The 14,042-nt window shown below is 70.1% G+C and carries 12 protein-coding genes; 8 read left to right on the forward strand and 4 right to left on the reverse strand.

Annotation, left to right across the window (positions count from 1 at the left end):
- Positions 1–109 precede the first annotated feature (109 nt).
- Together rpsA and coaE are read left to right on the forward strand one after the other, a co-directional pair.
- The gene (gene rpsA / locus ACN27E_RS02935) at positions 110–1,564 is read left to right on the forward strand and encodes a 30S ribosomal protein S1 (RefSeq protein ID WP_422746520.1); all 1,455 of its coding nucleotides are present in this window, start codon (positions 110–112) and stop codon (positions 1,562–1,564) included.
- Positions 1,565–1,641: 77 nt separating this feature from the next.
- Entirely contained in the window at positions 1,642–2,805 is a 1,164-nt protein-coding gene (gene coaE / locus ACN27E_RS02940) for a dephospho-CoA kinase (protein ID WP_422746521.1), read from the forward strand.
- Positions 2,806–2,813: 8 nt separating this feature from the next.
- Here coaE and ACN27E_RS02945 read toward each other — a convergent pair whose 3' ends face one another.
- Positions 2,814–3,368, reverse strand: coding sequence for a hypothetical protein (locus ACN27E_RS02945; protein WP_422746522.1), 555 nt, complete (start codon positions 3,366–3,368; stop codon positions 2,814–2,816).
- A gap of 11 nt (positions 3,369–3,379) precedes the next feature.
- Positions 3,380–3,820: a DUF402 domain-containing protein gene (locus tag ACN27E_RS02950; protein ID WP_422749564.1), complete on the reverse strand. Its 441-nt coding sequence runs from the start codon at positions 3,818–3,820 to the stop codon at positions 3,380–3,382.
- 127 nt (positions 3,821–3,947) lie between these two features.
- Here ACN27E_RS02950 and uvrB point away from each other — a divergent pair, with 127 nt between their 5' ends.
- Both uvrB and ACN27E_RS02960 read left to right on the forward strand, forming a co-directional pair.
- A complete protein-coding gene (gene uvrB / locus ACN27E_RS02955) occupies positions 3,948–6,107 on the forward strand; it encodes an excinuclease ABC subunit UvrB (RefSeq protein ID WP_422746523.1) in 2,160 nt (719 codons plus the stop codon).
- A gap of 48 nt (positions 6,108–6,155) precedes the next feature.
- On the forward strand, positions 6,156–7,556 hold the full coding sequence (locus ACN27E_RS02960; protein ID WP_422749566.1) for an MFS transporter: 1,401 nt from the start codon (positions 6,156–6,158) through the stop codon (positions 7,554–7,556).
- Here the strand turns inward: ACN27E_RS02960 and ACN27E_RS02965 are convergent.
- The gene (locus ACN27E_RS02965) at positions 7,553–8,290 is read right to left on the reverse strand and encodes an MgtC/SapB family protein (protein ID WP_422746524.1); all 738 of its coding nucleotides are present in this window, start codon (positions 8,288–8,290) and stop codon (positions 7,553–7,555) included. The genes ACN27E_RS02960 and ACN27E_RS02965 overlap by 4 nt on opposite strands.
- Before the next feature lie 1,086 nt (positions 8,291–9,376).
- On the opposite strand from ACN27E_RS02965, the gene ACN27E_RS02970 reads away from it, so the two are divergent.
- The 3 genes from ACN27E_RS02970 to ACN27E_RS02980 all read left to right on the forward strand — a co-directional run bounded on the left by ACN27E_RS02970 (position 9,377) and on the right by ACN27E_RS02980 (position 11,649).
- The gene (locus ACN27E_RS02970; protein ID WP_422746525.1) at positions 9,377–9,919 is read left to right on the forward strand and encodes a hypothetical protein; all 543 of its coding nucleotides are present in this window, start codon (positions 9,377–9,379) and stop codon (positions 9,917–9,919) included.
- Between the two features lie 675 nt (positions 9,920–10,594).
- Complete coding sequence (locus ACN27E_RS02975) at positions 10,595–11,233, forward strand: hypothetical protein (protein ID WP_422746526.1); 639 nt, start codon at positions 10,595–10,597, stop codon at positions 11,231–11,233.
- Positions 11,234–11,286: 53 nt separating this feature from the next.
- Positions 11,287–11,649 carry a hypothetical protein gene (locus tag ACN27E_RS02980; RefSeq protein WP_422746527.1) on the forward strand — a complete coding sequence of 121 codons (363 nt, stop codon included), beginning with the start codon at positions 11,287–11,289 and terminating at the stop codon, positions 11,647–11,649.
- Positions 11,650–11,708: 59 nt separating this feature from the next.
- Here the strand turns inward: ACN27E_RS02980 and ACN27E_RS02985 are convergent, their stop codons facing one another.
- The gene (locus ACN27E_RS02985) at positions 11,709–13,025 is read right to left on the reverse strand and encodes a sensor histidine kinase (protein ID WP_422749568.1); all 1,317 of its coding nucleotides are present in this window, start codon (positions 13,023–13,025) and stop codon (positions 11,709–11,711) included.
- 157 nt (positions 13,026–13,182) lie between these two features.
- Between ACN27E_RS02985 and ACN27E_RS02990 the strand changes: the two genes are divergently transcribed.
- Entirely contained in the window at positions 13,183–14,040 is an 858-nt protein-coding gene (locus tag ACN27E_RS02990; RefSeq protein ID WP_422746528.1) for an acyl-CoA thioesterase, read from the forward strand.
- The last annotated feature ends 2 nt before the right edge of the window (positions 14,041–14,042 follow it).

Below are 14,042 nucleotides of genomic sequence, written 5' to 3' on the forward strand. Positions count from 1 at the left end.
TGGACATGTACCTGTGTGCGCGATCGTGTACATGATCACCGTGCCTGGGTTCGATCGACAAACCAACCAACAGCACCTACGACCACACCTGTCCGGAGCAACCCACCATATGCCAAGTCCCGTCGCCACCTCGCCGCAAGTAGCCGTCAACGACATCGGCTCGGCCGAGGATTTTCTCGCCGCCATCGACAAGACCATCAAATACTTCAACGATGGCGACATCGTCGAAGGGACCATCGTCAAGGTCGACCGTGACGAAGTCTTGCTCGACATCGGCTACAAGACCGAAGGTGTCATCCCTTCCCGCGAACTTTCCATCAAGCACGACGTCGACCCCAATGAGGTTGTGTCCGTCGGCGATGAGGTCGAAGCCCTGGTCCTCACCAAAGAGGACAAAGAAGGCCGGCTGATCCTGTCCAAGAAGCGCGCTCAGTACGAGCGGGCCTGGGGCACCATCGAAGAACTCAAGGAGAAGGACGAGGCCGTCAAGGGCACCGTCATCGAGGTCGTCAAGGGCGGCCTGATCCTCGACATCGGCCTGCGCGGCTTCCTGCCCGCGTCCCTGGTCGAGATGCGGCGAGTCCGCGATCTGCAGCCGTACATCGGCAAGGAGATCGAGGCCAAGATCATCGAGCTCGACAAGAACCGCAACAACGTGGTGCTCTCACGGCGCGCCTGGCTGGAGCAGACGCAGTCCGAGGTCCGCAGCGAGTTCCTCAACCAGTTGCAGAAGGGCGCCATCCGCAAGGGTGTCGTGTCGTCGATCGTCAACTTCGGCGCGTTCGTCGATCTGGGCGGCGTCGACGGTCTGGTGCACGTCTCCGAGCTGTCCTGGAAGCACATCGACCACCCGTCCGAGGTCGTCACCGTCGGCGACGAGGTCACCGTCGAGGTGCTCGACGTCGACATGGACCGCGAGCGGGTTTCGCTGTCGCTCAAGGCGACGCAGGAAGATCCGTGGCGCCACTTCGCCCGTACCCACGCGATCGGCCAGATCGTCCCGGGCAAGGTCACCAAGCTGGTGCCGTTCGGCGCGTTCGTCCGGGTCGAAGAGGGCATCGAGGGTCTGGTGCACATCTCGGAGCTCTCCGAGCGCCACGTCGAGGTGCCCGACCAGGTGGTTCAGGTCGGCGACGACGCGATGGTCAAGGTCATCGACATCGACCTGGAGCGTCGCCGGATCTCGCTGAGCCTCAAGCAGGCCAACGAGGACTACACCGACGAGTTCGACCCGTCGAAGTACGGCATGGCCGACAGCTACGACGACGCGGGCAACTACATCTTCCCCGAGGGCTTCGATTCCGAGACCAACGAATGGCTCGAAGGTTTCGAGAAGCAGCGTGAGGAGTGGGAGTCGCGCTACGCCGAGGCCGAGCGTCGCCACAAGATGCACACCGCGCAGATGGAGAAGTTCGCCGCTGCCGAGGCCGAGGAGGCCGCGCGTCCGGTGTCGAACGGTTCGTCGTCGTCGTCGTCGCGTTCGGAGGGCGAGTCCTCCGGCGGGACGCTGGCCAGCGATGCCCAGCTCGCCGCGCTGCGGGAGAAGCTCGCGGGCAACGCGTAACACGTCGCTACGCTCGACGGCCCCGGCTCATCACGAGCCGGGGCCGTCGTCGTCGGTGCGGATGACAGACTGGTGCGATGCTGCGAATCGGTCTGTCCGGCGGTATCGGTGCCGGCAAGTCAACGGTGTCCGGGACGTTCAGTGAACTCGGTGGGGTGGTCGTCGACGGCGACGTGATCGCCCGCGAGGTCGTCGAGCCCGGTACGGAGGGCCTCGCGAAACTGGTGGCGGCATTCGGCGACGGGATCCTGCAGTCGGACGGGTCATTGGACCGGCCCGCCCTGGCCGCGATCGCCTTCAGTGACGACGAGAAGCGCGCCACGCTCAACGGGATCGTGCATCCGCTGGTCGGCGCGCGCCGGCAGGAGTTGATCGCTGCGGCGGCCGACGACGCGGTGATCGTCGAGGACATCCCACTGCTGGTGGAATCGCAGATGGCGCCGATGTTTCCGTTGGTGATCATCGTTCATGCCGATGAGGATCTACGGGTCGCGCGGCTCATCGAGTACCGAGGCTTCACCGAGGACGACGCACGCGCCCGGATCAGGGCACAGGCCACCGAGGAGCAGCGCCGGGCGGTCGCCGATGTGTGGCTGGACAATTCGGGCGACGCCGATCAACTCGTCGCCGCGGCACGCGATCTGTGGCAGCACCGCATCCTGCCCTTCGCGGAAAACCTCGCGCACCGCCGCCCGGCTGTCGGTAACCCGAAAATCGTTGACTACAAACCCGAGTGGGTCAGTGAGGGCAAGCGGGCCGTCGCCCGGTTGGCCACCGCGTGCGGTCACCGGGCGCAGCGCATCGACCACATCGGCTCCACGGCCGTCGCCGGCCTGGCCGCCAAGGACGTGATCGACATCCAGGTGACGGTCGACTCATTGGCCACCGCCGACGAACTCGCCGACGCGCTGTACGGCGCCGGTTATCCGCGGGTGGAGGAGATCACCGCGGACAGCCCGCACACCGACGACGAAACGAACTGGCAGAAGCGATTTCACGCATCGGCTGACCCCGGACGGCCGACGAATGTGCACCTTCGGGTCGCCGGCTGGCCCAACCAGCGGTTCGCGCTGCTGTTTCCGGCGTGGCTGGCCTCGGACGCCGATATCCGCGCGGAGTACCTGGGGGTCAAACGCGCCGCGGCCGACGCCGCCGACTACGCCGAGGCCAAAGAACCGTGGCTGGCCGCGGCCCACCGCCGCGCCGGCGAATGGGCCGACGCGACCGGCTGGCAGGCGTAGCGCACCGGTCAGGCCGGGGGAGGCGGCGCCGCGGGATCCGGAGCCGGCGCGGGTTCAGCGGGTGGCGGCGCCGCGGGGTCGGCGACCGCGGGCGGTGCGGTCACCGGCGCTTCACAGGTCAGCACCGCGTAGTCGGGGTCTTGAGGCAGGAAGCGTGGGGCGACGAAATCATCGGCCTGGGCGACGAGCTGATCGTCGACCAGCACCTCGCAGTGCAGGTTCGCCGAGTACGGCCACTGCACGGACACCTTCATCGACGCCACCCCCGACTGGGGCAGGACGGTGTTCGCCTCGAACACCCGGCCGGGAAGCATCGTCGGATTCGCCGTGAGCGTCTGATCGTTCTCGGCCGCGTAGACGATCGTGGCCCCCCGGGAGACGCCGTCGATGCGGGCGCGATAGACGACGTTGTGCAGCACTTCGGGAGCCGGCGGGGGCGCATCGACCGACGGCTGGGGCTGCACCTCGGGATCGGCGAAGGCCGCCGCAGGAACGGTCTGCGAGGCGCTGACCAGGGCGACCAGGACGGCGCCGGTGGTACATCCGCGTTTCACAACGCTCATGATCACCGACCTTACAACGGCCGCCAGGTCAGCGTCATTTCCTCCGCTGCCAGCCAGCGGTGCAGATCGTAGCCGTGTCCGGCGAGCCCGTCGACCGCGCGGGCCGCGGTCCGGACCGCCTCTTCGCCGTCCTCCGGGCTCAGCAGACCGTGGCGGATCGCGGTCAGCAACTCATCGACGTCACACAGCTCGACCCCGCGGCCGGTTCGCACGACCAGATCCAGATAGTGGTCCTCGGATGTCCAGGTCACCGGGCCGCGGGTGTATCGCCCGACGTCGAGGTAGAAGTCCTGGTCCCGCTGGTGGCCGGGATTGAAGTGGAACACCGTGGCACGCAGATTCAGCGACGGCAGCAGCCAGGACTCGAGGTAGTGGAACTGCGCCCGGCCCGGCGTGGGCCGGGCCATGTAGAGACCCCACGGCTGGACGGTGTAGACGTCGACGGCCCGCACGATGCCCTTCGGGTCGGTGTTCGTGCGCGCCTGCAGGTCGAATGTCTCGTGCTTGGGTGGGTGGATGTGCCCAGCATAGAAGTGCGGGAACAAGACCATGTCGGTGCCGGGTTCTAACCTGGTAATCATGGCTTTCGCTACCGAACATCCTGTGCTCGCGCACTCGGAGTACCGCCCGGTCGAGGCGATGGTGCGTGCCGGCAACCGGTTCGAGGTGGTCAGTCCGTACGACCCGGCCGGTGATCAGCCCGCCGCCATCGACGAGCTGGAGAAGCGGGTCAGGGCAGGGGAGCGCGACATCGTGCTGCTGGGCGCCACCGGTACCGGCAAGTCGGCGACCACGGCGTGGCTCATCGAGCGGCTCCAACGCCCGACGCTGGTGATGGCGCCGAACAAGACGCTGGCCGCGCAGCTCGCCAACGAGCTGCGCGACATGTTGCCCAACAACTCGGTCGAGTACTTCGTCTCGTACTACGACTACTACCAACCCGAGGCGTACATCGCGCAGACCGACACCTACATCGAGAAGGACAGCTCGATCAACGACGACGTCGAGCGGCTGCGGCACTCGGCGACCTCGAGTCTGCTGTCCCGCCGCGACGTCGTGGTGGTGGCGTCGGTCTCCTGCATCTACGGTCTGGGCACCCCGCAGTCCTATTTGGACCGCTCGGTCGAGCTCAAGGTGGGCGAAGAGGTGCCGCGCGATGCGCTGCTGCGGCTGCTGGTCGACGTGCAGTACACCCGCAACGACATGTCGTTCACCCGCGGCACCTTCCGTGTGCGCGGCGACACCGTCGAGATTATCCCGTCCTACGAGGAACTCGCGGTGCGCATCGAGTACTTCGGTGACGAGGTCGAGGCGCTCTACTACATGCATCCGCTGACCGGTGACGTCATCCGTCAGGTCGATTCGCTGCGCGTCTTTCCTGCCACGCACTACGTGGCGGGTCCCGAGCGGATGGCCCAGGCCATCTCGAGCATCGAGAAGGAACTCGAGGATCGGTTGGCCGAACTCGAAGGTCAGGGCAAGCTCCTCGAGGCGCAGCGGCTGCGGATGCGCACCAACTACGACGTCGAGATGATGCGTCAGGTCGGCTTCTGCTCGGGGATCGAGAACTACTCGCGCCACATCGACGGCCGTGGCCCGGGCACCGCGCCCGCGACGCTGATCGACTACTTCCCGGAGGACTTCCTGCTCGTCATCGACGAGTCCCATGTGACCGTCCCGCAGATCGGCGGCATGTACGAAGGCGACATGTCCCGCAAGCGCAACCTGGTCGACTTCGGCTTCCGGTTGCCGTCTGCGGTCGACAACCGGCCACTGACGTGGGAGGAGTTCGCCGATCGCATCGGGCAGACGGTGTATTTGTCGGCGACGCCTGGACCCTACGAACTCAGCCAATCCGGCGGCGAGTTCGTCGAACAGGTCATCCGGCCGACCGGTCTGGTCGATCCGCAGGTCATCGTCAAACCGACCAAGGGACAGATCGACGATCTGATCGGTGAGATCCGCCAGCGCACCGAGCGCGACGAGCGGGTCTTGGTCACCACGTTGACCAAGAAGATGGCCGAGGACCTCACCGACTACCTCCTGGAGATGGGGATCCGGGTCCGGTATCTGCACTCGGAGGTCGACACGTTGCGGCGCGTCGAACTGCTGCGGCAGTTGCGCCTGGGCGAGTACGACGTCCTGGTCGGCATCAACCTGCTCCGTGAGGGTCTCGACCTCCCCGAGGTGTCGCTGGTGGCGATCCTCGACGCCGACAAGGAGGGGTTCCTGCGGTCCCCGCGCAGCCTCATCCAGACCATCGGTCGCGCCGCACGCAACGTCTCCGGCGAGGTGCACATGTACGCCGATACGATCACCGACTCGATGAAGCAGGCCATCGACGAGACCGAACGCCGTCGGGCCAAGCAGATCGCCTACAACAAGGAGCACGGAATCGATCCCAAGCCGCTGCGCAAGAAGATCGCCGACATCCTCGACCAGGTGTACCGAGAGGCCGACGACAGCGAGGTCGTCGAGGTCGGCGGTTCCGGCCGCAACGCCTCCCGAGGCCGTCGTGCGACAGGGGAGGCGGGCCGCGCCGTCAGCGCAGGGATCGTCGAAGGCCGGGACACCTCGAACATGCCGCGCGCCGAGCTGGCCGATCTGATCAAGGATCTGACCGAGCAGATGATGACGGCCGCACGTGACCTGCAGTTCGAGTTGGCCGCCCGCATCCGCGACGAAATCCAGGACCTCAAGAAGGAGTTGCGCGGTATGGACGCCGCGGGCCTCAAGTGACTCGGTGTTGACCTCAACGGCGGTTGAGCTTCTAGCCTGGCCGACGTGATGGAGTCGACGGTGGTGTCCGAAGGCACCTGGCGTGATCTGCTCGGGCCCCGGCATCTCGGGGCGTCGACGGTGCTGGCCGGCGGTGTCGCGCTGTACGCGACCAACGAATTCCTGACCATCAGTCTGATGCCCGACGCGGTCGCCGACATCGGCGGTGAGCGGTTCTACGCCTGGGTGACGACGGTCTATCTGGTGGCGTCGGTGATCGCCGCGACGACCGTGCATGCGCTGTTGATGCGGTGGGGGCCCCGGCTGGCGTATCTGCTGGGGCTGAGCGTATTCGGCGTGGGCAGCCTCGGATGCGCGCTCGCGCCCAGCATGGAGTTGTTGCTCGTCGGGCGGACGGTGCAGGGCGGCGCCGGCGGATTGCTCGCCGGGCTCGGCTACGCCGTGATCAACACCGCGCTGCCGCAGCGATTGTGGACCCGGGCATCGGCACTGGTGTCGGCCATGTGGGGCGTCGGCACGCTCGCCGGGCCGGCGGCTGGGGGGCTGTTCGCACAGTTCGGGCATTGGCGGTGGGCGTTCGGGGTGTTGACGATCTTCACGGCTGCGATGGCGGTGCTGGTGCCGCTGGTCTTGCCCGCCCGTGACGCGTCGCGAGCTGCCCGGGCGCGGCTGCGTATCCCGTGGGCGTCGCTGCTGCTCCTCGGCGCGGCGGCACTGGTGGTCAGCACGGCGGGTATTCCCCGGGACGCCCGGCTCACGGCGGGCCTGTTGGTGCTCGCCGCGGCGATCGTGGTTCTGTTCGTCGTGGTCGACCGGCGTGCCTCGGCAGCGGTGTTGCCGCCCACGACATTTCAGCCGGGCCCCCTCAAGTGGATCTACGCCACCCTGGGTCTGCTGATGGCCGCGACCATGGTCGACATGTACGTGCCGCTGTTCGGGCAGCGGCTCGCGGGGCTGGCCCCGGTGCTGGCGGGATTCTTCGGGGCCGTGTTGTCCGTCGGCTGGACGGCCGGGGAGATCACCAGCGCGTCGGCTCGACGTGCCCGGATCATCGCCCGCACCGTCGCGGTCGCGCCCTTGGTCATGGGTGTGGGGCTCGCCGTCGGGCTGGTGGCGGTGCGTGAGGCGATGTCACCGCTGTGGGTGGGCGTCTGGGTGGCCGGCCTGGTCGTCACCGGTGCCGGCATCGGTATGGCGTGGCCGCACCTGTCGGCATGGGCGATGAGTCGCGTGCGCGACCCGGCCGAGGGGCCGGCCGCGGCGGCCGCGATCAGCACGGTGCAGTTGATCTGCGGTGCATTCGGTGCCGGACTGGCGGGTGTGTTGGTGAACATGTCCAGCGGAGGCGACGCGCAGGCCGCGCGCCTGTTGTTCGGGGTATTCGCCGTCCTCGCCGCTGTCGGCGTGGTCGCATCGACCCGCGCGTCCCGGGCGGGGTCGGACGGTTAGTCCGAAACTTCGTCGAGTTGGCGGATCGAGGTCACCCCGTCGATGCCTGCCAGTAGGGCGGGCGCGGTGAGGATTCTGCTGCCGGCCAGCGTGAGCATGGCGCCCGCCTGACCGGTCCGGCCGCCCAACGGCTCACCGTCGGGGTCGGCGGACAGTTCGGTGAGCTGCCAATTGCGTCGCTCGCACGCCTGCAGCAGGGTGGTCAGCACGCCGCGCCCGCCGTCATATGTCACGTGCAACCGGATGGATCCGCTCAGGCGGGCGTTGAGCCGGCGCGCCACGGGCATGAATCCGACCACGATCACGAAGTGCAGCACCGTCACGGTGCAGGCGAGCAGGAGCAGACCCGCCCCCGCCGCCATCCCGATCGCTGCGGACTCCCAGACTGCGGCGGCGGTGGTGAGGCCGTGGACCGAGCCGCGGCGGAAGATGATGATTCCCGCGCCGAGGAAACCGATGCCCGTAACGATCTGTGCTGCAACCCGAGACGGGTCGACCTCGATGGTTCCCGCGGTGAGGACGTCGTTGAATCCGTACTTGCTGACCAACAGGATGAGCGCCGCGGCCGTGCCGACGATGGTCTGGGTGCGCAATCCCGCACTCTTACCCTGGATCTCACGTTCGAGGCCGATCAGCGCCGTGAGTCCGAACGCGACGAGTAGCTCGACGATCTGCCGCATGCCCTGCCCCGGCCCACCGAAGAACGGTGGGTCTGCGGCCAGCCAGAGATCCATGCCGACAAGGTATCCCGGTCAGGCCGTGATCACGGTGATCGAAACGCTCGACCGGGGGCGGGCCGGCTGGCACGGTGACGACCTGACGCGGGTGTGGCTGAGTGGCGAGACGGCGCCTGCAATGCCGTTCACTCGGGTTGGAACCCGTCATCCGCTCGCGGCCGGCTGGCCGGCGTCGTTCGGTCACCGATCCACCTCTCCTTTGCAACAGTTCGATAAACCGCAGAAATGGCGCGCCGGGCAAACGGCCGACCCGCGGATACGTTCGCCCGGACGCGTAAACGTCACGAGGCGCAAAGGAACTGAGGAACATGTCGCGGACGACAAATCGACTGGGTGTCACCGCCCTTGCCACCGCGGGGGCCTGCTGCGTCGTGCAGCTGTTCAACCCCACGACGGCAGTGGCACAACCGAGCCCCGGCGTTCCGTGCTTGAACATCATGCAGCAGTTGCTCACTGTGCCGGGACGTCTGCCTGAGACCCTGCCTGCCGCGAACCAGGCACTCACCACCGCCACGCCACCGACCGGGCCCATCCCGCCGGCCGGCTCCGCGAACGGCACCGCGCTCTCGACGCCGCCGGCGCCCGCCATTCCACCGGCGGGCTCCCTGAACGGAACCGCTCGCGTGGTGCCGCCGGCTCCCGGCATCCCGCCCGCCGGTTCGCTCAACGGCACGGCCCTCTCGACGCCGCCGGTTCCGGGTGCGCCGGGCGCTCCGCTCAGCACGACGGCCGGCACTGTCACCCCGCCGGCTCCCGGTATCCCGCCGGCCGGCTCCCTGAACGGCACCGCGCTGTCCACGCCGCCGGTCCCGGGCGCACCCGGTGTGCCGACGGCCGGCGCCGGTGGGGGCGGCGTCCCGCCTGTTCCGCCGGCTCCGCCCGCAGCCGCGGTGACTCCGGCCGGCGGCGCGGTGCCGCCGGTGCCGGCCGCTCCGCCCGCGGCTGCCGTGACTCCCGCTGGTGGTGCGGTGCCACCCGTGCCGGCCGCTCCGCCCGCGGCTGCCGTCCAGCCGGCCGCGGCGGCGATTCCGCCGGCCGGCGGTCCCGCCGGTCCGCCGGCGGCGGCGGTCTCGCCCGCCGCGGGTGCGGTTCCTCCCGCTCCCGCCGCTCCGCCTGCGCCGGCTCCGGCCGGCCCGCCGGCTGCGGCGGTCTCACCCGCCGCCGGCGCGGTTCCTCCGGCTCCGGCTGGTCCGCCTGCTGGTGTGGTGGAGCCGGCTGCGGGTGCGGTTCCTCCGGCTCCGGCTGGTCCGCCTGCTGGTGTGGTCGAACCTGCCGCCGGCGCGCTTCCGCCTGCCCCGCCCCTTCCCGGCGCCCCTGCCGGCGGTGCCGGTGGCGGCGCGCTTCCGCCCGCCCCGCCCGCACCCGGCGCACCTGCGGGTGGCCCCGGTGGCGGTGCTCTTCCGCCCGCCCCGCCCGCGCCCGGTGCACCTTCCGGCGGCTCCGGTGGTGCAGCGACGCCTCCCGCGCCGCCGGCTCCCGGTGCGCCTGCGGGTGGCTCCGGAGGCGGTGCCCTGCCTCCGGCTCCGCCGGCTCCCGGTGCGCCTGCGGGTGGCTCCGGAGGCGGTGCCCTGCCTCCGGCTCCGCCGGCTCCTGGTGGTGGGACGGTTGACGCGCAGTCGGCGGTGACGCCTCCGGCTCCGCCGGCTCCTGGTGGTGGGACGGTTGACGCGCAGTCGGCGGTGACGCCTCCGGCTCCGCCGGCTCCTGGTGGTGGGACGGTTGACGCGCAGTCGGCGGTGACGCCTCCGGCTCCGCCGGCTCCTGGTGGTGGGACGGTTGACGCGCAGTCGGCGGTGACGCCTCCGGCACCGCCCGCTCCTGGTGGTGGCTCGGTCACCCCCGTCGAGCGGTTCAGCCCGCCCGCCCCGCCCAGCCCGGGCACCGGCACCATCGATTCGTCGACGGCCATCACCCCGCCCTCGCCCGGAGCCCCCGGCGGCGGATCGGTCACCCCGGTCGAGCGCTTCTCTCCGCCGGCGCCTCCGGCTCCGTCGGTCCCGGCCGGCAGCTCGGCCACGAACGTGACTCCGCCGGCGCCTCCGGCTCCGTCGGTCCCGGCCGGCAGCTCGGTCACGAACGTGACTCCGCCGGCTCCTCCGGGTCCGCCGGCTGCTGAGGTGACCCCTGCTGGTGGTGCGGTGCCGCCGGCTCCTCCGGGTCCGCCGGCTGCTGAGGTGACCCCTGCTGGTGGTGCGGTGCCGCCGGCTCCTCCGGGTCCGCCGGCTGCTGAGGTGACCCCTGCTGGTGGTGCGGTGCCGCCGGCTCCTCCGGGTCCGCCGGCTGCTGAGGTGACCCCTGCTGGTGGTGCGGTGCCGCCGGCTCCTCCGGCGCCGCCCGCTGCAGTGGTCCAGCCCGCGGCAGCTGCGCTCCCGCCGGCTCCGGCTGGTCCGCCTGCTGGTGTGGTTGAGCCGGCTGCGGGTGCGGTGCCGCCGGCTCCGGCTGGTCCGCCTGCTGGTGTGGTTGAGCCGGCTGCGGGTGCGGTGCCGCCGGCTCCGGCTGGTCCGCCTGCTGGTGTGGTTGAGCCGGCTGCCGGTGCGGTTCCGCCGGCTGGTCCGCCCGCCGGCGCCGGTGCCGGGGGACCGGGCGCAGGTGCGGGCCCCGCGGCGCCGCTCGGTGCCCCGCCTGCTCCGCCCGCTGCTGCGGTCGCCCCTGCTGCGGGTGCGGTTCCGCCCGCGCCGCCTGCTCCGCCTGCTGCCGCGGTGGTGCCTGCTGCGGGTGCGGTTCCGCCGGCGCCGCCGGTCCCGCCGGCCGCGGTCGTGGTGCCTGCCGCCGGTGCGGTTCCCCCCGCGCCGCCGGCTCCGCCCGCCGCTGTGGTCACGCCCGCCGCGGCTGTCGCACCGCCGGCTCCTCCGGCTCCGCCGGCGCCGGCAGCCGCCAACGTGCCGGTCGTCGCTCCGCCGGCTCCCCCCGCGCCCCCCGGCGGCGGATCCACCGCGGTGAACATCCCGACCCCGCCGTACCCGCCGGCTCCTCCGGCAGGCGGGTCGACCGCGGTGAATATTGCGACGCCGCCCTACCCGCCGGCTCCGGGCGCGCCGGTCACCGGTGGGGGTGCGATTCCTCCGGGCGCCGGCACGCCGCTCGAGGGTGCGGCCGCGGTGTTCGATCGGCTGCTGCCGGGCATCCCGGCAGCAGGGGCGCCGGGAGCTGCGGCGGCGACGCCGTGGGAGATGATTCCGGCGATCCCGGTGCCGCAGATCCCGGGTATGCCGATTCCGCTGCCCACGGAGATCAAGTTGCCGAGCGACGGCATCTGCGCCGGAACCGGTGGACTGTGGTCGGCGAACGCCAATCCCGGTGCCCCCGCCCCCGCGGCGGCCGCCACCCCGGCGGGGGACCGTCGCGACGACTGGTGATCACCATTCCCCTGAGGACGATGCGGGCCCGGCAGCACTGCTGCCGGGCCCGCTTCGTGTCATCTGCTGGCCGGTAGCCGCAGGAGCAGTCGGGCTCCGCCGAGTGGGCTGGTCTCCAACGCTGCTGTGCCGCCGTGCAATTCGGCCTGCTGCGCCACCAGCGCCAGACCGAGCCCCGAACCTGAGCGCGACGCGGTCGATCCTCGTGAGAAGCGTTCGAAGACGAGGGTGCGTTCCCCCTCGGGCACACCGCTGCCGTTGTCGTCCACGGCGATCTCCACCTGGTCGCCGGAACGGATCGCGCTCAACCGGATCTGGGTGGCCTCGCCGTGTTTGACCGCATTGGCGATCGCGTTGTCGATCACCAGCCGCAGACCCGCGGGCAGCCCGATGATCCGCACCTGAGCCGACGGCACAAGGGAGACATCGAGATTCGGATAGCTGCGCAGCGCGTCGTGGGCTGCCCGGTCGAGCAGTTCGGTGACGTCGACCGGCACGTGATCCTCGGCGGTGGTGAGCTCACCCTGGGCGAGACGTTCCAAGGCGGTCAGCGTGGCCTCGATCCTGCTCTGGGTGCGCACGATGTCGCCGATGACTTCCTCGCGCTGGTCGTCGGTCATGTCGAGGGTGGACAACACCTCGAGGTTGGTGCGCATCGCCGTCAGCGGGGTGCGCAGCTCGTGGGAGGCGACGGCGGCGAAGTCGCGCGCGGACTCGAGGGCCGCCTTGGTGCGCTGCTGCTCCTCACCGATGCGGGCAAGCATGCCCTCCACCGCCTCGGCGATCTCCGCGGCCTCCCACACCCCGCCGACGTTGACCTCTTCGGGCTTCGACTGTGCGTTGATGGCACGGGCCTGCTGCGCCAGCAGCCGGAACGGGTTGATCATGATCGACCACATCACCCAGCCGACGACGACGGTGCCGGCGATGACCCCGCCACAGATGAGCACGACCCGCAGATGCAGCATGTCGATTCGACGCTGGGTGTCGGCCAACGGCGCGCCCAGCGCAATCGTCGCCGGTCCGGCGGCGAATGTGCGTACCCGGTATTCGACGCCGTCGATCGTGGTGTTGGCATATCCGATGTCCAGCGGTGGCAGCACGATGTCCTTGGGCGCCGACACCGTGATACCGCCGATCCGGGCGGTGCGCACCAGGCTGCCGTCGGGCAGGGGAGTGGCGGTGTCGTCGGGCTCGGATGCGCTCAGCAGCGAACTGAGGTCACCGAGGCTGGTCACCGAGTCCAGTTGCCGGTCGAGCTGGCTGTACTGGTCGTTGGTCACGCCGATCCAGACCCAGGTGCCCAGCGTGAGCACCAGGACGACGACCGACAATGCCGCCACGATGACGATCGTGCGCAGCGACAGGATCGGCATCGGCATCGGCATGAATCGACGGAGCCGTTCGTCGTCGGGCACTAGCTGACCGACGCCGCGGCGCCACGCGAGAGTCGCGGGAGCGCAGCACTGTCCACGCCCCACATCTTGCCTGACCGGTTCTGCCGCCCGGCGGCGCATCCGGCATGATGCCCCGGTGACATCGGCGTACCTGGCGGAGATCGTGGCGACTCTCGACGTCGACGACGTCGGCAACGACCGATTCGTCGGCACCCAGATGGACAACCCGGCCCATCACATCGTCGGCGGCCACATCGCCGCCCAGGCGCTGATGTCGGCGGGACGCACCGTGGCCGCCGACCGGCGGGCGCACAGCGTTCACGTGTATCTCCTGCGTGCCGGCGACGCGCGCTACCCGGTGGATTTCGAGGTGACCCGGTTGCGCGACGGCGGCGTGCTGTCTTCGCGCCGGGTGCTGGCCGTACAGGACGGTCAGGTGCTGCTCGAAGCGCTGGCGTCGTTCAGCACGCCGCTGGACAGCCTCGACTACCAGCAGCCCCGCCCGGACGTACCCGACCCCGAATCCCTCGCACCGGTGCAGGACCAGTTGAGCGCCTACGCCGGCGAGCACGGCGGCCACTGGGTGCGCCGACAGCCGCTCGATCTGCGCTACGTCGACGCCCCACCCCGGCTCGCCGTCGACCACCCGCAGGCCGATCCGCGTATCCGGATGTGGTGGCGCCCGGTCGATCCGGTGCCGGAGAACCCGATGCTGAACAGCTGTCTGCTCACCTACGTGGCCGGCACCACGCTGCTGGAGACCGCGATGGTGGCGCGCCGCACCACCCCGGTGGACAGCTTCTCCGCACTCGTCGACCACGCGTTGTGGTTCCACCGACCCGCCGACCTGGACGATTGGGTGCTCTCCGACGCCGTCTCACCGAGCGGTGTCAGCGGCCGCGGGCTGGCCACCGCCACGATGTACAACCGCGCCGGCGGGCTGGTGTGTACGGCGACGCAGGAGATCTACTTCGGCCGTGGAGGTTCGCGCTGACG

It is taken from the genome of Mycobacterium sp. WMMD1722, from assembly GCF_049315205.1.
In the GTDB taxonomy this organism is placed as follows: domain Bacteria; phylum Actinomycetota; class Actinomycetes; order Mycobacteriales; family Mycobacteriaceae; genus Mycobacterium.